Here is a 21,307-nt window from a genome sequence, read left to right on the forward strand (position 1 = left end):
CGAGCAAGTCACGCGCGACCGCGATCATCTCGTCTTCGTCGAATGAACGTCCCCGCGTCTCCATCGCATCCTTCAGCTGCGGAAGCACCGAGGCGAGCTCTTCATCCGAAATACGAGTGCACACCGACCAGGTAGTCGCCGGTGGGTCCGCGGCGATACATCGTGTAGAAGCTCGCCACCGCCGACACCTCGGCCCCGGTCAGTTCCAGTTGCTCACCGCAGAACTCCAAACCCGCGGGCGTCAGATAGGAGTCCTCGGATTGCACGAGGTGCAGCAACGGCAACAGTGCCGAGCGCTTGTCGGGATAGCGGCCGATGATCTCTTTCGCATCGACCTCCAGCCGCGCCCGCACCTCTGGCGAATACGACTGTGGGGCACCCTCTACCACGAACTGGTTGGGCTCTTCGGGCGGCGGTCCGAGCCGGACGAACACCGGTTGACCTTGCGGGCCTGTCATCGGTCCACCCCGCCCATGACCGGGTCGATGCTGGCGACCGCGGCGATCAGGTCCGCGACCATCCCGCCCTCACACATCGCGGCAACCGACTGCAGGTTGGTGAAGGACGGATCCCGGTAGTGCACCCGGTAGGGGCGGGTGCCGCCGTCGCTGACCATGTGCACGCCGAGCTCACCGCGGGGTGATTCGACCGCGCTGTAAACCTGGCCGGCAGGAACCCTGATGCCCTCGGTCACCAACTTGAAGTGGTGGATCAACGCCTCCATCGAGCTGCCCATGATCTTGGCGATGTGCTCCGGCGAATTGCCCATGCCGTCGGGGCCCACCTTCAGGTCGGCGGGCCAGGCGATCTTGCGGTCCTCGATCATCGTCGGGCCGGGCTCCAGCTTGTCCAGACACTGCTCCACGATCTTGATCGACTCCCACATCTCTTCGACGCGAATCATGTAGCGCCCGTACGCATCACACCCGTCGTGGGTGATCACGTCGAACTCGTAGTTCTCGTATCCGCAGTAGGGTTCGCTTTTCCGCAGGTCGTGGGGCAATCCGGTAGAACGCAGGATCGGGCCGGTCATGCCGAGTGCCATGCACCCGGCAAGGTCCAGATAGCCGACGCCCTCGGTACGTGCCTTCCAGATTGCGTTCTCGTTGAGCAGCTCGCCCATTTCGCGCAGCGGCCGGCGCAGCTGCTTGATGGCTTCGGCGATTTCGCTCTTCGCGTTCGGCGGTAGGTCCTGCGCCACGCCCCCGGGCCGGATGTAGGCACTGTTCATTCGCAACCCGGTGATCGACTCGAACAGGGTGAGGACGATCTCGCGTCCCCGGAAGCCGACGAACATCGGAGTCATCGCACCCAGTTCCATGCCACCGGTCGCCAACGCGACCAGATGCGACGAGATCCTGTTGAGCTCCATCATCATTACCCGGATGACGTTGACCCGCTCCGGTATCTCATCGGTGATGCCGAGCAGCTTTTCCACACCCAGGCAGTAGGCGGTCTCGTTGAAAAACGGCGCCAGGTAGTCCATTCGGGTCACGAAGGTGACGCCCTGGGTCCAGTAGCGATATTCGAGGTTCTTCTCGATTCCGGTGTGCAGGTAGCCGATTCCGCACCGGACCTCGGTGACCGTTTCGCCCTCGATCTCGAGGATCAGCCGCAACACCCCGTGGGTGGACGGGTGCTGGGGCCCCATGTTGACGACGATGCGTTCACCGGGATCCGCGTTGCGCGCGGCATCCACGATCTGCTCCCAGTCTTGGCCGCCGACGACCAGGACGGTTTCGGTCTCGCTCATCGGCCCTCTTTTTTCGACATCATCCCTCTTTTTTCGACATCAGTTGTAGCCCCTCCGCTCGTCGGGCGGGGGTATCTGCGCGCCCTTGTATTCGACCGGGATGCCGCCGAGTGGGTAGTCCTTGCGTTGCGGATGCCCGTGCCAGTCGTCGGGCATCTCGATTCTGGTCAGCGACGGGTGCCCGTCGAAGATGATCCCGAAGAAGTCGTAGGTCTCCCGCTCGTGCCAGTCGTTGGTCGGGTAGACCCTGAACAGCGACGGGATGTGCGGATCACTGTCCGGCGCAGACACTTCCAGCCGCAGCCTGCGGTTGTGGGTGATCGACTGCAGCGGGTAGACGGCGTGCAGCTCCCGGCCGGTCTCGTGCGGATAATGCACCCCGTTGACGCCCAGGCACAACTCGAAGCGCAGGTCCGGTTCGTCGCGCAGCCGCTGGGCGACCTGCGGCAGCAGATCCCGTCGGACGTGCAGGGTCAGTTCGTCGCGGTCGACGACGACCTTCTCTACCGCGTCGTCGAATTCGACACCATTGCGCTGCAGCGCCTCGGCCAGCCGGTCGGCGATGTCGTCGAAGTAGCTGCCGTAGGGCCGGGGACTGCTGCCCGGCAGCGTGACCTCGCGCACCAGCCGTCCGTATCCGGAGGTGTCACCGGTGCCGGAGATCCCGAACATGCCGCGACGAACGTCGATCACTTCTTCGTCAGAAACGGCGATCGCTTCCTGCGGGTCCTGGTCGGGTGAGCTCATCGCAGCAGTCCGCGCATCTCGATCGTGGGCCGTGCCGCCAGCGCCGCCTGCTCGGCCTCGGCGATGGCGTGTTCGCGGTTGACGCCCAGCGGCATTTCCTGAATCTTCTCGTGCAGCTTGAGGATTGCGTGCAAGAGCATCTCCGGGCGGGGCGGGCAGCCGGGGAGGTAGATGTCCACCGGGACGACGTGGTCCACGCCCTGCACGATCGCGTAGTTGTTGAACATCCCGCCCGACGACGCGCACACGCCCATGGCCAGCACCCACTTCGGCTCGCCCATCTGGTCGTAGATCTGGCGCAGCACCGGGGCCATCTTCTGGCTGACCCGGCCGGCGACGATCATCAGATCGGCCTGCCGCGGTGTCGCCGAGAACCGCTCCATGCCGAACCGTGCGATGTCGAACCTCGGCCCGGCGGTTGCCATCATCTCGATCGCACAGCAGGCCAACCCGAAGGTCGCCGGCCACAGCGAGTTCTTGCGGACGTAGCCCGCCACCTTCTCGACAGTCGACAGCAGAATCCCACCGGGCAGCTGTTCTTCCAGGCCCACGTCTTACCTCAATCCCACGTCAGGCCGCCGCGGCGCCACACGTAGGCGTAGGCCACGAAGACCGTGAGCACGAACACCACCATTTCGACCAGAGCAAACGTTCCCAGCGCGTCGTAGCTGACCGCCCAGGGATACAAGAACACGATTTCGATGTCGAAGACGATAAACAACATTGCGGTCAGGTAATACTTCACCGGGAACCGCTGCCCGGCCGTCGCGTGCGGACCGCTCACGGGCGTCTCGGTGGGCTCGATTCCACACTCGTAGGCCGCCAACTTCGACTTGTTGTAACGCGATGGGCCGACCAGGCTCGCGATGGCGACCGAGCCCACGGCGAAGGCGGCAGCAATCGCCGCCAGCACCAGGATGGGTATGTAGACGTTCAACTCGCTCCATGCTCCGTCGTATGGGCCGCCGTGTGGCGGCCAGGCGGTGACCGGGCTGCTGTGACGAACCAACTCCGTAGCTCGTCTCAGTGACCTTCAACATAGCGTCGTCACGGCTGGCGCACATGTCCGGGGTGGTGCTATTCGCGCGGTCTTAACGTCGCCGCATCCGGGCGCGCCTCCACAACGTGCCCGAAGCGCGCGCGGGTCGACGGCGCGGCGGCCGGCGTTTCTGTGTCAGCGCAGGTGAGGGGCCCAATCGCCGCGAATCGCCGGTCGGCCGAGCCTAACGAGCGGGAGTGCGGAGCAGGCCGAGCACCGTGCGGCCCAGGACGATGGGATCGAGGGGATGCGGCACCGCGGCTTCGGCGCGCGACCAGGTGGCCAGCCACGCATCATCCCGGCGGCCCGTCAGCACCAGGATCGGTGGGCAGGTCGCAAGTTCGTCTTTTAGCTGTTTGGCGACTCCCATGCCGCCGGTCGGAGTGGCTTCCCCGTCGAGGATGGCCAGGTCGATGCCACCCTCATCCATCGTGCGTATCACCATGGGGCCGGTCGCCACCTCGACGTAGCTCAACTCCGGGAGATCCGGGTGCAAGTGCTTGCCCAGGGCCCGCATCACGGTTTCGCGGGTTTTGGGGTTGTCGCTGTAGACAAGGATCCGCAGGGCGCTGGTGGAGTCGGACACGGTGCAGATGGTACTGGTGCCGCACCGGCTTTACTGGGTCGCCCGCACAAAGACGGCTTTCGCGGCCGTAGCCGTCGCGCCGATCATGCCGAACTTATTCCAACCCAGGTCGAATTGGGATCGATCGACCTTGGTTTCGCCGGAGATCTGGATCGAGCCGTCGTCGAGCTCGGCGACCGTGACGTGCAGAGGCAGCGGCGCGGTGATGCCCTTGATGGTGCAGCTGGCCCGAAGATCAGCGGCCGTGCCCTCGGCCGGGTGCACCGCCGTGACGACAACGCTTATCTCGGTGAAGCGCTCGACATCGAAGAAGTCGGCCGAGCGCAGGTGCTTATCGCGACGGCCGATAGCCGTGTGCAGGGATGCGGCACGAATGTCGATGCGGCCGAAGACCGCGCCTTTGGCGGTCAGCCGGCCGTCGCCGCTGAAGTCCGTGAAGCGGCCTTTGACGTTCACCAGGCCCCACATGTTCCTGGTCTTGAATGTGATGGCCGAGCGATCCGGAACCAGGTTCCATACGCCGGACATGTCGGGATCATTCAGAAGTGTTTCCAAAGTCGTCATCGTCACTTCACCCCCGTCGGTACGTTCTCGCCGCTTCGCGGCCCGAGCTAGTCGATCAACGGCGCGATCTCGGCCGGGTCGAAGTACTCGTCGATCCGGTCGATAAGGCCGTCTGCGCCCACCTTGATCACGATGCAGACCCGGATGGAGATCAATTGGCCGGCATGGCCGGTGGCGTGCAGGACGTGCTGCTGAACGAAGCCGGCGACTGATCCGTCAGACAGGCCGCCGAAGAGCTGGCGGTCGAGGATCTCATAGTGGCGCTCGGTGGTCGCAGTGATGAACCAGTCGATGACCCGCAACGCGCGGGTCTTGTCATCTGACCTGGAGGGGTCGCGGCGCGAGCCGACGCGCCACACCGCTATGTTGTTGCTCCACAGTCGATCAACCGCCGCCACGTCGCTCTTCTCGATCGCCGAAAACAGCCGGTCGGCCACGTCGACAATGGCTTCCGCAGTGGCAGCGGGCATTGGACTCACTCCTATTCTGATGAGCTATTCGCTGTCGTATCCGGGGTGGGCAACCGTCAACCGATGTCGTACCAGTGTGCGCAAGCAGTCGATGACGTCTTCGGCGCGCTCGTCCAGCTCGCCGGCCCTGATGGCGCTGGCCAGCCCTTCCTCATCGGCGAAACCCAAGCCGGCCAGCGCCGCGCCGCAGTCAGCCTCATCTTCGTCGAGTAGTTCGCGTTCGACGATGCGCAAGGCGTTGGCGGCGACCCTGGCATGGAAGTTGACCTGACCGGTGGTCGCGTCCCGGACATCGCCTTCGAGGAACTCGGCCACCGCGGCCACCAGTTCGGCCGCGATCGGGCGACCGTAGCCGCCGATCACGGTCGGGCCCCGTCGAGTAGGTCGAGCAAATCCCACTCGGTCTCGCAGACTCGGCGGCCGATCGCCGCCAACTCCACCGAGCGGAATTGACCGCTCAGGTGCCGCTCCGCCTGGTGGCGGCAGATGACACCCCAACGCAGCGTGGCCAGCACCAGCCACCAGTGAAACGCCACTCGATCGACGGTAGTCGCGCTGGTTTCCTCGTAGGCCCGCACAAAGCTGTCGACGCTGCCGAGCCCCCCGGCCGCTAAGCCGGCCGGGGCGCCGAACCGCCAGGCCCGGACGCAAAACCAGGCGAGGTCTTCGTATGCCTCACCGATGTGCACCAGCTCCCAGTCGAGAACGGCGGCAAGATCGGATCCGTCGACGATGAGGTTTCCCATTCGGTAGTCGCCGTGCACCAGGACGGCAGCCGAAGGCTCGGACTGCTGGGATTTCCGAGGCCGGTTGGTCTCGAGCCAGCGAAACGCCCATTCGAAGGTGGCGGTGGTATCGCCCATGGCATCGAGCCGTTCACGCCACTGGACGAGCTGGTCCTCGTGGGTCAGGCCCGGATCGCGCGGGTCGGCACGGTGGATGGCGGCCAGTGCCTGCGCGCACTGCCGTAGCAACCTCGCGCGGCCGGCGCCGTCGAGCTGACGCTGGATGCGCCGAACGATGGTCTCGCCCTTGATCGCGTCACAGATAAGGAACGGATTGCCCAGTGCGGCAGGCGAATCGTCGGCGACCAAGGTGTGGGGGACGGGTGCACCGGCCGCCGCGGCGGCGGCCTGGGCGCGGGCCTCGAGCTCCATGCCGGCGTGCAGGTCGTCCGGTGGCCCGGTGCGCAAGATCAGTGAACGACGCTGCTCGCCCGTGACCGCGTCGAACGCCCAGGTGGTGCGGCTGGCGCCACCGGTGAGGGCGCGCAGGTTCTCGATGCCGACGCTGTCGGCGCCGAGCGCCGGTGCCAGCACCGCGGCCAGCTTGGTGGCCAGCTGCGCGGATTCTTTGTTGACCGTCACTGCTTGCCGAACTTGAACAGCCGCTGCGCCACCCGGCGAATCTGGATCTCCTCGGCGCCCTCGGTGATTCGGTAGCGGCGGTGATGGCGGTAGATGTGCTCGAACGGCTCGTGCCGGCTGTAACCGAGGCCGCCGAAGATCTGCATGGCCCGGTCGGCGGCGTCGCAGACCAGCCGGTTGGCTCGGTAATTGGCCATCGACACTTTGTCGGAGACCTCCATGTGGTGGTCACGGTCCAAATGCCAGGCCGCGTACTGCACCAGCAGCCGCACCATCTGGGCTTCGGTCTGCAGCTCGGCCAGCGGCCATTGCACGGCCTGGTTGACCGACAGCGGCTTGCCGAACACCGTACGCTTGCCGGCGTAGTCCGCGGCGCGGTCGATGCAGTATTGCGCCGCGCCCAGGCTGCTCGCCGCTTGCCGAATTCGGTTCTCGTGCAAGAATGTCTGCGCGACCTCGAGACCGCGGTCGACCTCACCGAGCACCGCATCGGCGAGCACCCGCACGTCGGTCAGCTCGACTTCGCCGTGGTCGGTAGGCATGTTGAACGTCCACCAGTAGTAGGGGACGCTGAATCCAGGGGTATCGGTCGGGACCAGGAACGCGGTGATGCCCCGAGCCGCCCCGGGCTCACCGGAGGTGCGTGCGAAGATCAGGTCGTGTGTTGCGCGGTGCACCCCGGTGTTGAACCGCTTGGAGCCGTTGATCACCCAGCCGTCGCCGTCGCGTTCGGCGCGCGTTTCCAGCCAGGTCGCGTCCGAGCCGTGCAGCGGCTCGGTGAGGCCGAACGCCATCGATCGTTCCCCGGTGATCAGCGCCTCCGACCAAAGTCGCCGTTGCTCGTCGGTACCGAAGCGTTCCATCATGATCACCTGCGGAAAATTCCCGACGATCGACGACTCGTTCTGCAGGTCGTTATGCAAGCCTAGGCCCTTGTGCGCCAGATGCTCCCGGATCACGGCCATGTCGACGTTGGTGCCGTCACGCCCGCCGAGCGACGCCGGTAGCCCGTAGCGCAGCCAGCCGGCCTTGTCGGCGCGCCTGCGCATCTCGGCGAGCAGCTCCTCCCACTCCCGGGTCGGGATGCCGTCGTTGTCCCAATCGGTGCGGGCATGCTCCCGGCGCTGGTCGAAGTACTGCATGTGGTCGCGTTCCAGCGGCTTGATCTCGGCCTCGATGAACTCATCCATCTCGGCGAGCAGTCCTGGAAGATGTTCTGGGAGAGTGAAATCCACAATTATCTCCTTAAGATCCCTTTACGCCGCCGTACAAGGTCTTCTTCCACACCGTCGACAAGGTGGCGATGGCGTCCTCGTCGCTCAATTTCAGTCCCAGGCCCCCGATGCCCGAAGCGCCAACGAATACGGTGGTGAAGTTTTCGAACAACAGCGCGATGGCCGCCGCGGTGTGTTCCGGGTTGAGCTCTGTGCCGTAACCCTGCTCTTGTGCGCGGCGGACGGAGGCGGCCACGATGTCCATGCCGAAACGTCGAAATTCGTTCTGGACGGCCGCAAAACGTCGCTGGGTGGCGGCGAGTTGGGCGACGGCGATCATGATGCCGATGTTCTGCTTGAAGATGTTCCAATACCCGGTGACCACCGAGGTGAAGAACGCGTCGTCGTCCGGGGAGTCCGGCAGCTGAAGGCTCAACCCGGACGGTGTCACGACGTCGTGCAGAAACGACTCCGCCAGGGCGGCGAGCAGGTCTTCCTTGTCGGCGAAATACCGGTAGAACACCGCGGGCGACTTTCCCGCGGCCGACGTGATGTCGGCCAGCGTGGTGCCGTGAAAGCCCCGTTCTGCGAACAGTTTGCGGGCGGCCTGCTCGATGGCCTGCCTGGTCTGGCGGCCTTTGGCGGTTAGGGCTTCCGCCGGCATCAGGGCCGAATCCGGTCGCCGGCGCGCAACAGGGCGCTCGGCAGATCATGGCCGACTGCCGATTTCGCGACCTCAGCCGCGGCGATGGCGGCCTGCAGGTCGACGTCGACGTCGATATCGCTGTCCCGCAACAGGTAGACCAGATCCTCGGTCGCGATATTGCCGGTGGCACCCGGTGCGAACGGGCAGCCGCCCAGCCCGCCGACCGAGGCGTCCAGCCGGGTGACCCCGGAGCCGACCGCCGCGTAGGCGCTGGCCAGCCCGGCGCCGCGGGTGTTGTGGAAATGTCCGCCCAACGGCAGGTCGCCGATCACCGGGTGCAGTTGTGCGATCAGCGAACTCACCCGTGCCGGCGTGGTGGTACCGATGGTGTCGGCGACGCAGAACCGGTCGACGCCCCGATCGCGGGCGGCCGCACCGATCTCGAGTACCCGCTGCGGCGGGGTAGGCCCCTCGAACGGACAGTCCCACGCGGTGGCGACGATGACCTCGACGGTGACGCCGCCGTCGTGTGCGATGGCGACGATGTCGGCGATCTGATCGGTGGCCTCTGCGCTGGTGCGCCCGACGTTGCCCTTGCTGAATGTGTCGCTGGCGGCCACCACGTACTCGATCGATCGCAGCCCCGCGGCGACGGCGCGCTTGGCACCGTTGGGGCTGGCCACCAGAGCGGAGAACTCGATGTCGGGGTAGTTGTGCAGCTGCGCGGCCAGTTCGGCGGCATCGGCCATCGACGGGACCTTCGACGGGGACACGAAGGCGGTGGCCTCCACTTCGCGTACCCCGGTGGCGGCCACCGCCGCCAGCAGTTCGAGCTTGGCGGCCAACGGGATTGGCGCTTCGATCTGCAGGCCGTCGCGCAGCGACACCTCGCGGATATCGACATGCCGCGTCATTGGCACCACTCCTCCTCATCGCTTCGCTCTGCATCGTCGCCGGTGCGCGTCATAGCACCTCCTCGGCCCGCAATTCTTCGAGCTCCGCGGCGGTCTTGCCCAGCAACCCGATGTAGACGTCGTTGTTGTGTTGTCCCGGACGTGCCGGGCCGGCGTTACGGACAACGCCGGGGGACTCCGAGAGCACCGGCACGATGCCGGGCCCGAGGACGTTCCGCTCGACGCGTTCGTCGTAGTGCTCGACCAGCATGCCGCGGGCGCGCAGCTGCGGGTCTTTGACCACCTCCGCGACCGTGTTGATCGGGCCCGCGATGACGCCTGCGGCGCTGAGTGTTTCGATGATTTCACCGGGTTGGCGCTCGGCGGCCCACGCGCCGATGATCTTGTCGAGTTCGTCTTGGTTGCGGCCGCGGGCGACATGCGTGGCGAACCGGTCGTCGGTGGCCAGCTCCGGGCGCCCCATGGCCTTGCACAGGCGGGCGAACACGGTGTCCTGATTGGCGGCGATAACCACCCAAGAGCCGTCGGCGCTGCGATAGATGTTCGACGGCGCGATGCCCTCCAGCCGGGTGCCCGACGGTCCGCGCACCACGCCGCCGAGGTCATAATCGGGAATCGTGGATTCCTGTACAGCCAAACATGATTCGGTCAGCGCGACATCGACCACCTGGCCGTGACCGGTGACGCTGCGGCGGTACAGCGCCGCCAACGCGCCCTGGGCACCGAACATGCCGGCCAGGCTGTCGCCGAGCGAGAGCGCCAGCCGGGGCGGCGGCCCGCCGGGGAAACCGTTGAGGTGCCGCAATCCGCTGGCGGCCTCGGCCACCGAGGCGTAGCCGGCCTTGTGCGCATCGGGCCCGGTCTGCCCGTAGCCCGAGACCCGAACCAGGATGATGCCCGGGTTGCGCTCGCTGAGAACGTCGTAGCCCAGATTCCATTTCTCCAGGGTGCCCGGACGGAAGTTCTCCACCACGATGTCGGACTTCTCGACGAGATCGAGGAACAGCTCACGGCCGCGTGGCCGGCGCAGGTCGAGCGTGACGGCCCTCTTGTTGCGCGCGTGCACCGTCCAGAAGGCGTGGTGTCCGTTGAGCTCGGCCTGGCCCCAGGTTCGCAACGGATCCGGGGCGCCCGGGGGTTCGACCTTGATGACGTCGGCGCCCATGTCGCCGAGCAGCCGGCCGGCGAAGGGTCCGGCGATCAAGGTGCCGAGCTCGAGCACCCGGATGCCGTCCAGCGCTCCGGCAGATGAAATGCGCCGCTCCTCCTCATCGCTTCGCTCTGCATCGTCGCCGGCGGGTGTCATTCGGCGCTCGCGAAGTCGTGGCGGACCAGCCAGTCGGTGACGATGTCGACGGCGTGGCGCAGCTTATCCCGCTGGTCGGCGCCGGCGTAATAGTGTGTGGCACCAGGGATTTCGTGAATTTCCTTGTCGGGGTGTCCGATCGCTTCGAAGAGCCGTCTGGTGTGGCTGGGCGTGCAGGCGTCGTCGGCCAGGTTACCGATCACCAGCGCTGGGATCGCGAGATCGTGCCCGCAGGTCACGCCGTCGCCGCGGGCGTCGTCGTAACTCCATTGCGACAGCCAGCCGCGCAGCGTGCTGAAGCGGGCCAACGCGACCGGGCTCATGTTCACCACTTGAGGATCGCCCAGGTAGCAGGTTCCCGGGGTGCGTTCGTTGGGATCAACCCCAGGATCCAGCCATCGCGGGTCGGCCATGGTGCCGTGCACGACGAAGCAGAACTCGTCATCCGGGCGGCCCTGAGCGGACAGTTCGGCCAGCTTCGTCTTGACCCACGCCGTGATGCGGCGGTTGCGGTTGATCTGGGCCTGCCGGTACCGCGCCAGGAATTCTTGGGTGTAGGGCGGCTGGTTGGGGTTGTCGGGGTTGTACAGATCCAGCTCGGGATCGCGCTTGGTCGGATCGGATTCGTCGAGGATGGACGCGTCCAGCCATTCGGTCAGCGTGCCGTGCCGGCTGATGTGCGCGGCGAGCAGCATGATGCCGTCGGCGGCCGGCAGGTCCAGTGCGGTCAAGTCGGGGCCGTCGCCGGACGGGCTCGACGTGATGGTCGCGTGCTGGGCCTGCTGCTGGTAGAACACCGACAGCGAGCCGCCGCCGCTCCACCCGGCCAGCACCACCTTGCGATAGCCCAGCCTGTTCTTGGCGTCCTTGATGCACTCGCCGAGATCCTCGACGACCTTTTCCATCAGCAGCGCCGAGTCCGTCCCGCGGAACCGGCTGTTGCAGTAGATGACGTGGTGGCCGGCCCGGGCCAGTCCGTTGATCATCGGCAGGTACGCGCCGCCGCCGATCGGGTGCATGAACACCAGCACGGTGTCGGATGGCTTGTCTTTCGGCTTGAGCAGGTAACTTTCCAGCACGGTGATCTCGGCAAGCCCACCATAGACATCACGGACGCCGGAATTGTTTTGGAAGGCAACGAGATACGGGATTCGGTCGTATTCAAATTTGATAGCGTTCACCGCTTGCTCTTCATCAGTGTTGTCCCAGGTCGTGTGCGAGTACTTCGGCGGACGGTGTTAGGCGGCGGCGGGTGTCGACGGCGATGACCTGCCAGTCCACGCGGGAATGCTCGTCGAACTTGCGGCGTGCCCGTTCGCGCGCCTTCTCCGGCGCGCCATGGTGAACCCCTTGGGGCGCATGGGTAATCAGGCCCGGCGGCATCGGGATGCCGTAAAGCGAACCGCCGTGGAAGAAGGCGATCTCGTCGTAGTCGACGTTGCGGTGGTACCAGGGCGTGCGCTCGGTGCCCGGGACACCTTCGGCGGGTTTGGGCAGGAAGTTCATCACGTAGACGCCGGTGGCCTGCATGAACAGATGAACCGTCGGCGGCAGGTGGACGCTGTCGGAGGTGATGACGTTGTAGTCGGCGATGTTGAAGGTGAACGCGAAGTTGTCGCCGCGCCATCCTTCGACATCGATCGGATTGTGTTGGTAGAAAAGCGTCGTCGGGCCACCTTCGTGCATGAGCCGAACTTCGTATTCCTCCCGGCCATCATCTTCTATCGGCTCCGGCTCGGGGAGGGTGGCCTGCGACGGGTCGAACGGGAAATGCCGGCCCAAGGCGCCGGGGGGAGGGACACGGAACTCGTCGGTGGCCTCGACCATTAGCAGCGTGGTCGCCTCGTTTGTTGAGGGGTCGGGCACATGCCGCCAGGTGCATGCCTTCGGGATGTAGACCCAGTCGCCCTCGCGGTAGCGCAGCGGCCCGAACTCGGTCTCCAGTAGGCCGGCGCCCTGGTGCACGAAGCACAACAGGTCCCCGTCGACGTGGCGGGTGTAGAAGGGCATCGGCTCGTGACGACGGCTCAACAGAATTCGGCAGTCGGCGTTGCTGAACATCAGCAGCGGACCGCCGTTGGGGTCGGTGGCGTCGCTGGGCTTGAGTTCGCCGGCTAGTACGTCGACGGGCCGCAGCGGGCCGACCGACCGGTAGGCGGTGGGGTCGTGGCGGCGGTAGATGTTAGCGGTCCTGCCGGTGAATCCGCCCCGGCCCAGCTCGTCGTCCTTGAGCCCGTCCAGGTCGGCATGGAGCCGGCGTGGCGTCTTCCCTTTTCGCAAGTGGACAAAGGATTCCATGGCTGGCTCCCGAGCTCCGGCGGTATAAAACTGAAAGTGACATTACTTTTTCTTTTGCTCCCGCACAAGAGTGGCTGCGGGTGGCGCGTCCGTCAATTACGGACGCGGAGCACGACTTTCCCTTTGGCGGTGCGATTCTCCAGAGATGCGACCGCGTCGGCGGCCGCTTCCAGCGGGTAGACCGCTGGCTCGGGGGGAGTCAGTTGGCCCGAGGTGAGCAGCCGTTCGAGCTGCGCCCACTGCTCGGCCAGCGCGTTGGGGTGCGATAGCGTCCAGGCGCCCCAGCCAACACCGATCACATCAATGTTGTTGAGCAGCAAACGGTTTACCTTCACGGTGGGAATATCGCCGCCGGTGAAGCCGACCACCAACAGCCGTCCGCCGGGCGCAAGCGAACGCAGTGAATCGGTGAACCGGTCGCCGCCGACGGGGTCGACGACGATGTCGACGCCGCGGCCGCCGGTCAACTCCTTTACCGCGTCCTTGAACCCCTCGGCCAATACCACATCGGTGGCGCCGGCCGCCGTGGCAAGTTCGGCCTTCTCCTCGGTGCTGACCACCGCGATGGTGCGCGACGCCCCGAGCGCAGGTGCCAGCCGCAGCGTCGAGGTTCCGATTCCGCCGGCCGCCCCGTGCACCAGCACCGTCTCACCCTGCTGCAGCCGGCCACGCACGCTCAGCGCGAAGTAAACGGTCAGGTCGTTGAACAGCAGGCCGGCGCCCGCCTCGAAGCTCACGTTGTCGGGCAGCTTGAACACTCGGTCGGGTGACAACAGCGCAACCTCCGCCATGCCGCCGGTGAGCATGGTCAGGCCCACGACTCGGTCGCCGGCGCGGACGGGTGCGTCGGCCGGGGCGGACCGGACGACCCCGGCGATCTCCGCCCCGAGCACGAACGGTGGCGACGGGCGGTACTGATACAGGCCCCGGGTGAGCAATGCGTCGGGGAACGCCGCGCCGGCCGCGTGCACATCGACGACCACGCCGTCGCCGATGGGTTCCTCGACGTCGGATACCTCGATGCCGTCCGGACCGTCAAGCCGAGTCACCTGTACCGCGCGCATGCTGCCTCCGTCATCAGGGCCGAAGATCCTCCGGCCGGCGCTTGCATAGCCTACTGGCGGTCCTTGGCTCAGAATCCGCCGGCGACCGACAAGCGCTTGAAACGTGTCCTTAGCCCGAAGTTAGCCTCAACTGATGGATTCCTTTCCACTTAGTTACTTTTCGGTCAACCGCATCGGCTTCGGTGCCATCCAGCTCCCCGGCCCCGGGGCCTTCGGGCCGCCGCGGGACCGTGACGAGGCGCTCGCCGTGTTGCGGAGGGCCGTGGAGCTTGGCGTCGACCACATCGACACCGCGCAGTTCTACGGCCCCAATGTCTCCAATGAGCTCATCCGCGAGGCCCTCTACCCTTATCCGCCCAACCTGGCGTTGGTCAGCAAGGTCGGAGCCCGACGCGACGATGCCGGCGGCTGGCTGCCTCTCCTCGAGCCCACCGAGTTCCGCTCGGATATCGAAGCCAACCTTCGAACACTTGGCGTCAACCAACTGGCGGTGGTGAACTTGCGGCTCATCGACGGTGACCGCCCGGACCAACGCTTCGACGACCGGCTTTCGGTCATGATCGCTGCCCGTGACGAGGGATTGATCGGCGGAATTGGGCTGAGCAACATCACCCGTGACCACTTGTTGCATGCATTGGAGCGCACCGAGATCGCCTGCGTGCAAAACGCCTTCAGCCTCGTCGACCGGTCGTCTGATCCGGTGCTGCGGGAGTGCACGGCGCGCGGTATCGCGTTTGTCCCGTTCTTTAGCCTGAGATCGCCGTTTGCGCCGCCGGATCAGGTGCTCGGACACGAACTGGTGCGGGAGGCAGCCGCGCGACTCGGTCGCACTCCGGCGCAGGTCGCGTTGGCGTGGACGCTGAACGTGGCGCCCAACGTACTACTGATCCCGGGTACCTCGTCGGTGCGGCACTTAGAGGAGAACTTGGAAGCCGCCTCTATCGAGCTGGACGAGGACACCCGCGAGCAGCTGAACGCGGTCGCTACTTGAGCTCGGCCGACGAGAGACCCAGTAGGCGGCGCGCGACCACCAGCTGCTGGATCTGCTGGGTCCCCTCGAAGATGTCGAGGATCTTGGAGTCGCGTCCCCACTTCTCCAGCAGTGATTGCTCGGAATAGCCTGTGGTTCCTGCTAATTCGATGGTCTTGAGGGTGACGTCGCTGGCCATCCGGCCGGCCTTGGCCTTGCTCATCGACGCCTCTTTGGAGTTGGGGATCTTGTTGTCAGCCTGCCAAGCCGCACGCAGCGACAGCAGGTAGCTGGCCTCCCAGTCAGCCTCCATCCGCAGGAACTCGGCCGCCGCCGCGCTCTGGGCGTGCGACGGTTTGTCGTAGGAGATCTCGACCCCGGCCTCGGTGAGGATCTTGCGGATTTCCTCCAGGGCGGCGCGGCCGACCCCGATGGCCATGGCGGCCACGATCGGCCGGGTGTTGTCGAAGGTCTCCATTACCCCGGAGAAGCCCTTGCCGACCTCGATTTCCGGGTTGCCCAGCAGGTTGTCTCTGGGAATGCGGGCGTTGTCGAAGCGGATTGCCGCGGTATCGGAACCCTTGATGCCGAGCTTGTGTTCGAGCCGTTCGACCGTGACGCCGGGATGGTCGCGCGGCACGATGAACGACTTGATTGCCGCGCGGCCCTGTGACTTGTCCAGCGTGGCCCACACCACGACGTGGGTGGCGCGCGAACCGGCGGTGATGAAGATCTTCTCGCCGTTGATCACGTACTCGTCGCCGTCCAGGGTGGCCGTGGTCGACACCGCCGCCGAGTCCGATCCGAATCCCGGTTCGGTGATCGCCATGGCCGCCCACACCTTGCCCAGGCGTTCGAGCTGTTCGTCGGTGGCGACCGCGGAGATGGCCGCGTTGCCCAGCCCCTGATAGGGGACCGACAGCATCATCGCGAGGTCTCCCCAGCTGGCCTCCATCGTCTGCAGCAGCGCTGCCATGTTGGCGCCGTTGTAGTTTTGATCTCTGCCTTCTTCCTCGTCGCGCAGCGCGTCGGCTCCGGCGAAGGCGAACGATTCGGCGGCTCCCTCGAACAGATTGATCAGGGTGTCGAGTTCGACCGGGTAGGCGTGTTCTTTCAAGTCATACTTGCGCGCGATGGGGCGCATCATCTCCGCGGCGCCCTGATGGGTCTTGACGATCACCGCTTGCAGCTTGCGAGGTAGCTCCAGATTGATTGCCATGATTGAACTTTCGGCTCGTGTTAAGACAACGACTCAGATAACTACGACGCCCTCGGCGACACCGATGGCCCGCAGGTCGCGGTACCAGCGTTCGACGGGGTGTTCTTTGGTGTAGCCGTGGCCACCGAGCAGTTGCACGCCGTCCAGGCCGATCTGCATGCCTTTGTCGGTGCCCAGCCGTTTGGCCAGTGCCGCTTCGCGGGTGAAGGGCAGGCCCTGTTCGGCACGGGCCGCGCCGCGCCAGGTGATCAGCCGCAGCCCGTCTAGTTCGATGGCGATGTTGGCGCACATAAACGCTACGGCCTGACGACGGGCGATCGGCTCGCCGAACGCTTCGCGTTCTTTCACGTACGGGACGACGTAGTCGAGTACCGCATGCGAGGTGCCGACCGCCAACGCCGCCCAGCCCAGCCGGGACAGCGCGATCGCTTCGGAATAGTCGCTATCGCTCGCATCTGCCTCACCCAGCCGGGCATTCAGCGGGACTGACACCCCCGAGAGGTCGACCCGGCCCAAGGCAGCCGCGCGGATTCCCATGCTCGGATCCGCATTGACGGTAAGGCCTTTGGCGGACGACTCGACGATGAACAGGGCCGGCTTGCCATTCAGCTGGGCGGCGACGACGAACAGTTCGGCGTCGGCCGCGGCGGGGACCAATGACTTGACGCCGTCGAGCCGGTATCCGCTCGGTGTGCGCACGGCGGTGGTCTTGAGCCGGGTGGGGTCAAACAGCGGGTGCGGTTCGGCGATGGCCACGCAGGCCTGCGGAACGTTCTCGCCGGCAAACTCCTGAAGGTAAGTGGCCTGCTGGTCGGCGCTGCCCCAGTGGGTCAGTGCCGAGGCCACACCCCCCGGGGCCAGAATCGGCAACGCCAGACCCATGTCGCCATAGGCGAGCGCCTCGGCCACCAGCACGTTGGTCACGCTGGAGCGGTGTGCGGCGATGCCGTCGAAATCCTCCGGGATGTTGATCGCGGTGATGCCCAACTCCGCGGCCTTGGCGATCAGCTCGGGCGGGTAGGTCGCCGCCTCGTCGGCGTCGTGAGCCGCTGGCCGCAGCACCTCCTCGGCGAATTCATCGAGGGTCTCGACGATCATCTTCAGTTCGTCGTCGGGTGTCAGGTCGAAGAAGTCCTTGCCGCTGGACTTGAGCCGGGTCGGTCCACCGCGGAGGTTCTGGACCCGCTTGAACTGCCGGGAAGCGGCGCCGGCCGTGGAGAACACCGTCTTGGTGCCATAGCGCAGGCCCCGGTTCAGCGGGTCGCGCAGATGGTATTTGTCCAGGAACTCCTGGCCGACGATCGGGGTGAGCAGCGCCAGGGCGATATCGATCCCGGTCCGCTTGTGCGGCTGCAGCCCGACACCGGTCTTGCGGCCGCGCCGTCGAAGGCGTGAGCGGGAGGGCTTTGAAGTCTGTTTTGAACCGGAAACAGTGTCGGTCATGTCAGCAGCCTCGGTCGTTGGGGCGATGCGGATAACGGTATCTTACTCCGGAGTAAGGTAGATAGGGCCGTGTTAACTAATTCACACGGACTCGGCCCGCAGGCTGGAAAGCACGTGTTCGTGCAGCAGACCGTTGCTCGCGACGGCGCTGCCGCGGTGCGGTCCCGCCGCACCGTCCAGGCCGGTGAACCTCCCGCCCGCCTCACGCACCAAGATGTCCAGCGCCGCCAGATCCCACACCGACACCTCCGGTTCGGCGGCAATATCGACCGCCCCCTCGGCAACCAGGCAATACGACAGGAAGTCGCCGTAGGCGCGCACTCGCCACACCGCATCCGTCAGCTCGATGAAGCGGTCGCGCAGGCCGCGCTGCGCCCATCCCGACAGGCTGGAGAACGAGAGGCTGGCCGAACCGAGTTGCGCCACCGAGGAAACCGACACCGGGCGCGGCGGTCCGCCACCGACCGCGGCGAACGCGCCCCGGCCGCGCGCTGCCCACCACCGACGCCGCAGCGCGGGCGCACTCACGACACCAATCGACGGGACGCCGTCTTCGAGCAACGCGATCAAACTGGCCCACACCGGCACCCCGCGCACGAAGTTCTTGGTGCCATCGATCGGGTCGATGATCCATTGCCGCCCGCTGAATGTGGTGGTTCCACCGAACTCCTCGCCGACGATGCTGTCCTGGATCCGTTCGCGCCCGAGCACCTCGCGCAGCTCGGTTTCGACCGCCCGATCGGCGTCGGTCACCGGTGTCAGATCCGGTTTGGTGTCGATGCGCAAATCGAGCGCGCCGAAGCGGGCGGAAGTAAGCGCGTCGGCGCGGTCGGCCAGCGTCAGCGCGAGTGTCAGATCGTCCTGACTCATGCAGCAGTCCTACCATGGCGGTGTGTTGTGGCAATTCGGCGTTCTGCTCCTGCTGGTGGCGGTTTTGGGGGTAGTCCTCGCGCAGCGGTTCATCCCGCGCGGTCCGCGCGGTGAACTCGTGAACGGCACACTGTTGGTGACCGGGGTCAGCCCACGGCCGGACGCCAGCGGTCAGCAATACGTCACCATCGCCGGCATCCTCAACGGACCCACCGTCAGCGAGCACACCGTGTATCAGCGGATGGCGGTCGACGTCGACCAATGGCCGACCATGGGCCAACTGTTCCCGGTGGTGTATTCGCCAAAGAATCCGGACAACTGGAAGTTCGCACCGCCGGCACCGCCCGGGCCACCCACCGGCTAGCGGCCGCCGGCGGGCGCGGCATCACCGTAAGTCGGACACGCAAGTTGCGTCCTGCCGCGGTGGCAACAGTAGGTACCGGCCAATAGGGACCTATGGCACCCATTTGTGGACCCAATGCCCTGGGTTCGCGGGTGTGCTCGTCCCTAACGTACGGGCTGGCGAATCGTTTCCGACCAGCGCAGGAGACCGCGATGCCCGATTCTGCTCCGACGGTCGTCGTCGGTGTCGACGGATCGAAAGCGGCCATCAACGCGGCCCGCTGGGCGGTCGACGAGGCGGCGAGCCGAGACGTACCGCTGCGGCTGGTATACGTGATCGAGCCGTCGCGTTTTCCCGGGACCGGGACTGACGAAGACCGACTGGCCGCCGCCCGTTCCGCGCTGTCCGACGCCCATCGGACGATCGAGGACACCGGGACACCGGTGAAGGTCGAGGCCGAAATCCTCAGGGGGACACCACTTACCAAGCTGATGGAAGAGTCGAGGTCGGCGGCGATCGTTTGCGTCGGCTCCATCGGACTCAATCATGCCAGCCGAGGCGGCGTTGGTTCTCTTTCGGCGGCCTTGGCGGCGTCGGCCCTCTGCCCGGTGGCGGTGATCCGCAGGCCGGTGGGCCGGCGGGCAACCGCCCGGGTCTCGCGCGTCGTGGTGCAAGCCGACGACAATGCGGAGCTAAGGCAAGCCTTCGAGGAGGCGAGGCTGCGGCAGGCGCCACTACGCGCGATTTCGGTATCGCCGGCCGCAGGGCCGGACGACGTTGACGGGAAACGTTTGGCCCAAGCGCAATTGAACCGACGGATTGCCCGCTGGACGCGCTTGTACCCCGATGTAAAGGTCGAGTCGGCAATCGTTCGTGGAAGTGTCGACCAGTATCTGGCCGCCCACGAGGAGCCGGATCAGTTGTTCGTGACCGACGCGCGAGCTTGTTACGACTTGTGCGGCGCGCACAAGTCGGGACGCTCCGTTCTGACCACCCGTTCCGGCAACTTGTAGCGACTTGCTGATTGGGACTTGTTCGAGTTTGGGAGAGCCGCATTGGTAAAGGTCTTTTTGGTCGACGATCACGAGGTGGTGCGGCGCGGCGTGATCGAGTTGCTCGGTGCGGACCCCGAACTCGACTTCGTCGGTGAGGCGGGATCGGTCGCCGAAGCGATGGTAAGAATCCCTGCGGCCGGCCCGGATGTCGTGGTGCTCGACGACTGGTTGCCCGATGGCAACGGCATCGAACTGTGCCGTGATCTCCTGTCGTGCGTGCCGGATCTGCGTTGCATGATCCTGACGTCGTACACCCGCGACGAAGCGATGCTGGATGCGATCCTGGCCGGTGGCAGCGGATATGTCGTCAAAGACATTAAGGGTATGGAATTGGCTTGCGCCATCAAGGGTGTCGGCGCCGGGCGGTCGCTGCTCGATAAGCGGGCCGTGGCCGCGCTGATGGCGAAACTGCGGCAGGTCATCGAGAACGGCGACGGGTCGTCAGGGCTCAACGAACGCGACCGAACGTTGTTGGACTTGCTCGGCGAGGGCCTGACCAACAAGCAGGTCGCGGACCGGATGCTCGTCACCGAAGAAACCGTGAAGAGCTACGTGACGCGTTTGCTGGTCAAGTTGGGTGTGGCCCGTCAAACGCAGCGGATCGGCTGACCATGACTGAGCGGGCCTCGATTGGGGACGCGGCCGACGTTCGTCCGCTGCGCCAGACACTGTCACAATTGCGTCTTGGCGAACTCCTGGTCGAGGTGCAGGACCGTATTGAGCAGATCGTCGAGGGCCGTGACCGCCTCGACGGGCTGGTCGAGGCGATGTTGGTGGTTACGACCGGCTTGGAGCTGGACGCCACCCTGCGGTCGATCGTCCGGTCGGCGACCAATCTCGTCGAGGCCCGCTACGGTGCCCTGGAAGTGCATGATCGCGACAACCGTCTGTTGCAATTCGTCCACCAAGGCATTGACGAGGAAACGGTTCGGCGCATCGGTCACCTGCCCGAAGGTCGCGGCATCGTTGGACTGTTGATCAAGGACCCAAAACCCCTACGCCTTGAAGATATTTCGCAGCATCCGGCCCGAACTCTTCCTGGGTCAGCACATCGGCGATCTCGACACGCCCAGCGCGCGAGGGCGCTATGTCGCTAACGTCGCCGATCTGACCAGGCTCTTCGGAGTTGAACCCACGCGGATCGTGCACGACGCCCATCCCGACTACTGCACGACGCGCTATGCGGAGGAACGGGGATTACCCTGTCTTGCTGTGCAACATCACCACGCCCACATCATGGCCTGTCTTGCCGAACACGGCGAGCATGGCCCGGCCCTGGGGATCGCGTGGGATGGCACGGGTTACGGCGACGACGGCACAATCTGGGGCGGGGAGTTCCTGACGGTGGATGGACCGAATTACCGCAGGTTCGGATCGCTCTGGCCGTTCCCGCTTGTGGGGGGTGACCGCGCAGCTCGCGAGCCACGCCGCTGCGCCGC

At 65.7% G+C, this 21,307-nt stretch carries 24 protein-coding genes and 2 pseudogenes; 6 read left to right on the plus strand and 20 right to left on the minus strand.

Annotation, left to right across the window (positions count from 1 at the left end):
* Positions 1-119 precede the first annotated feature (119 nt).
* The 17 genes and pseudogenes from ACLP4W_RS00285 to ACLP4W_RS00365 form a co-directional block, all read right to left on the minus strand.
* Positions 120-458 (minus strand): annotated as a pseudogene (locus tag ACLP4W_RS00285) (NAD(P)H-dependent oxidoreductase subunit E); the annotation flags it as partial.
* Positions 455-1,753, minus strand: coding sequence for an NADH dehydrogenase (quinone) subunit D (nuoD, locus tag ACLP4W_RS00290; RefSeq protein WP_442382975.1), 1,299 nt, complete (start codon positions 1,751-1,753; stop codon positions 455-457). The gene nuoD and the pseudogene ACLP4W_RS00285, both read right to left, overlap by 4 nt.
* 39 nt (positions 1,754-1,792) lie before the next feature.
* Complete coding sequence (locus tag ACLP4W_RS00295; protein ID WP_442382977.1) at positions 1,793-2,500, minus strand: NADH-quinone oxidoreductase subunit C; 708 nt, start codon at positions 2,498-2,500, stop codon at positions 1,793-1,795.
* Positions 2,497-3,051 (minus strand): NuoB/complex I 20 kDa subunit family protein, encoded by a 555-nt coding sequence (locus ACLP4W_RS00300; protein ID WP_442382979.1) that lies wholly within the window; start codon positions 3,049-3,051, stop codon positions 2,497-2,499. The genes ACLP4W_RS00295 and ACLP4W_RS00300 overlap by 4 nt, the downstream gene beginning before the upstream one ends.
* Before the next feature lie 8 nt (positions 3,052-3,059).
* Positions 3,060-3,437: an NADH-quinone oxidoreductase subunit A gene (locus ACLP4W_RS00305; RefSeq protein ID WP_442383017.1), complete on the minus strand. Its 378-nt coding sequence runs from the start codon at positions 3,435-3,437 to the stop codon at positions 3,060-3,062.
* Between the two features lie 286 nt (positions 3,438-3,723).
* Positions 3,724-4,125, minus strand: a complete 402-nt coding sequence (locus tag ACLP4W_RS00310) for an Rv3143 family two-component system response regulator (RefSeq protein ID WP_442382981.1) — start codon at positions 4,123-4,125, stop codon at positions 3,724-3,726.
* A gap of 30 nt (positions 4,126-4,155) precedes the next feature.
* Positions 4,156-4,689: a YceI family protein gene (locus tag ACLP4W_RS00315; protein ID WP_442382983.1), complete on the minus strand. Its 534-nt coding sequence runs from the start codon at positions 4,687-4,689 to the stop codon at positions 4,156-4,158.
* A 47-nt stretch (positions 4,690-4,736) separates the two neighbouring features.
* Positions 4,737-5,159: a nuclear transport factor 2 family protein gene (locus tag ACLP4W_RS00320; RefSeq protein ID WP_442382985.1), complete on the minus strand. Its 423-nt coding sequence runs from the start codon at positions 5,157-5,159 to the stop codon at positions 4,737-4,739.
* A gap of 24 nt (positions 5,160-5,183) precedes the next feature.
* The gene (locus ACLP4W_RS00325; RefSeq protein WP_442382987.1) at positions 5,184-5,522 is read right to left on the minus strand and encodes a DUF6285 domain-containing protein; all 339 of its coding nucleotides are present in this window, start codon (positions 5,520-5,522) and stop codon (positions 5,184-5,186) included.
* On the minus strand, positions 5,519-6,526 hold the full coding sequence (locus ACLP4W_RS00330) for a phosphotransferase family protein (protein WP_442382989.1): 1,008 nt from the start codon (positions 6,524-6,526) through the stop codon (positions 5,519-5,521). Before ACLP4W_RS00330 ends, ACLP4W_RS00325 begins: the two co-directional genes overlap by 4 nt.
* Positions 6,523-7,761 carry an acyl-CoA dehydrogenase family protein gene (locus ACLP4W_RS00335; RefSeq protein ID WP_442382991.1) on the minus strand — a complete coding sequence of 413 codons (1,239 nt, stop codon included), beginning with the start codon at positions 7,759-7,761 and terminating at the stop codon, positions 6,523-6,525. Before ACLP4W_RS00335 ends, ACLP4W_RS00330 begins: the two co-directional genes overlap by 4 nt.
* 10 nt (positions 7,762-7,771) lie before the next feature.
* The gene (locus ACLP4W_RS00340; protein ID WP_442382993.1) at positions 7,772-8,404 is read right to left on the minus strand and encodes a TetR/AcrR family transcriptional regulator; all 633 of its coding nucleotides are present in this window, start codon (positions 8,402-8,404) and stop codon (positions 7,772-7,774) included.
* Positions 8,404-9,300 carry a hydroxymethylglutaryl-CoA lyase gene (locus ACLP4W_RS00345; protein ID WP_442382995.1) on the minus strand — a complete coding sequence of 299 codons (897 nt, stop codon included), beginning with the start codon at positions 9,298-9,300 and terminating at the stop codon, positions 8,404-8,406. The genes ACLP4W_RS00340 and ACLP4W_RS00345 overlap by 1 nt, the downstream gene beginning before the upstream one ends.
* Before the next feature lie 49 nt (positions 9,301-9,349).
* Positions 9,350-10,606 (minus strand): CaiB/BaiF CoA transferase family protein, encoded by a 1,257-nt coding sequence (locus ACLP4W_RS00350; RefSeq protein WP_442382997.1) that lies wholly within the window; start codon positions 10,604-10,606, stop codon positions 9,350-9,352.
* Positions 10,603-11,778 carry an alpha/beta fold hydrolase gene (locus tag ACLP4W_RS00355; protein WP_442383019.1) on the minus strand — a complete coding sequence of 392 codons (1,176 nt, stop codon included), beginning with the start codon at positions 11,776-11,778 and terminating at the stop codon, positions 10,603-10,605. The genes ACLP4W_RS00350 and ACLP4W_RS00355 overlap by 4 nt, the downstream gene beginning before the upstream one ends.
* A 22-nt stretch (positions 11,779-11,800) precedes the next feature.
* Positions 11,801-12,904 carry a homogentisate 1,2-dioxygenase gene (locus tag ACLP4W_RS00360; protein ID WP_442382999.1) on the minus strand — a complete coding sequence of 368 codons (1,104 nt, stop codon included), beginning with the start codon at positions 12,902-12,904 and terminating at the stop codon, positions 11,801-11,803.
* Positions 12,905-12,996: 92 nt separating this feature from the next.
* A complete protein-coding gene (locus tag ACLP4W_RS00365; protein ID WP_442383001.1) occupies positions 12,997-13,968 on the minus strand; it encodes an NADPH:quinone oxidoreductase family protein in 972 nt (323 codons plus the stop codon).
* 133 nt (positions 13,969-14,101) lie between these two features.
* On the opposite strand from ACLP4W_RS00365, the gene ACLP4W_RS00370 reads away from it, so the two are divergent.
* A complete protein-coding gene (locus tag ACLP4W_RS00370; RefSeq protein ID WP_442383003.1) occupies positions 14,102-14,959 on the plus strand; it encodes an oxidoreductase in 858 nt (285 codons plus the stop codon).
* Here the strand turns inward: ACLP4W_RS00370 and ACLP4W_RS00375 are convergent.
* The 3 genes from ACLP4W_RS00375 to hisN form a co-directional block, all read right to left on the minus strand.
* Complete coding sequence (locus ACLP4W_RS00375; protein ID WP_442383005.1) at positions 14,952-16,157, minus strand: acyl-CoA dehydrogenase family protein; 1,206 nt, start codon at positions 16,155-16,157, stop codon at positions 14,952-14,954. The two genes, ACLP4W_RS00370 and ACLP4W_RS00375, sit on opposite strands and share 8 nt — an antisense overlap.
* Before the next feature lie 33 nt (positions 16,158-16,190).
* The gene (locus tag ACLP4W_RS00380; RefSeq protein WP_442383007.1) at positions 16,191-17,600 is read right to left on the minus strand and encodes an acyl-CoA dehydrogenase family protein; all 1,410 of its coding nucleotides are present in this window, start codon (positions 17,598-17,600) and stop codon (positions 16,191-16,193) included.
* An 81-nt stretch (positions 17,601-17,681) separates the two neighbouring features.
* A complete protein-coding gene (gene hisN / locus ACLP4W_RS00385; RefSeq protein WP_442383009.1) occupies positions 17,682-18,470 on the minus strand; it encodes a histidinol-phosphatase in 789 nt (262 codons plus the stop codon).
* Between hisN and ACLP4W_RS00390 the strand changes: the two genes are divergently transcribed.
* The 5 genes and pseudogenes from ACLP4W_RS00390 to ACLP4W_RS00410 form a co-directional block, all read left to right on the plus strand.
* Positions 18,469-18,834 (plus strand): hypothetical protein, encoded by a 366-nt coding sequence (locus ACLP4W_RS00390; RefSeq protein WP_442383011.1) that lies wholly within the window; start codon positions 18,469-18,471, stop codon positions 18,832-18,834. The two genes, hisN and ACLP4W_RS00390, sit on opposite strands and share 2 nt — an antisense overlap.
* A gap of 191 nt (positions 18,835-19,025) precedes the next feature.
* Positions 19,026-19,826 carry a universal stress protein gene (locus ACLP4W_RS00395; RefSeq protein ID WP_442383012.1) on the plus strand — a complete coding sequence of 267 codons (801 nt, stop codon included), beginning with the start codon at positions 19,026-19,028 and terminating at the stop codon, positions 19,824-19,826.
* A 42-nt stretch (positions 19,827-19,868) separates the two neighbouring features.
* Positions 19,869-20,477 (plus strand): response regulator, encoded by a 609-nt coding sequence (locus ACLP4W_RS00400; RefSeq protein WP_442383014.1) that lies wholly within the window; start codon positions 19,869-19,871, stop codon positions 20,475-20,477.
* 2 nt (positions 20,478-20,479) lie between these two features.
* A pseudogene (locus ACLP4W_RS00405) lies at positions 20,480-20,896 on the plus strand (histidine kinase); the annotation flags it as partial.
* Positions 20,871-21,307: Kae1-like domain-containing protein (locus ACLP4W_RS00410; RefSeq protein WP_442383016.1), on the plus strand; the 437-nt coding region annotated here is incomplete at its 3' end. The pseudogene ACLP4W_RS00405 and the gene ACLP4W_RS00410, both read left to right, overlap by 26 nt.

This window comes from Mycobacterium sp. (genome assembly GCF_052145595.1).
Classification (GTDB): Bacteria; Actinomycetota; Actinomycetes; order Mycobacteriales; family Mycobacteriaceae; genus Mycobacterium.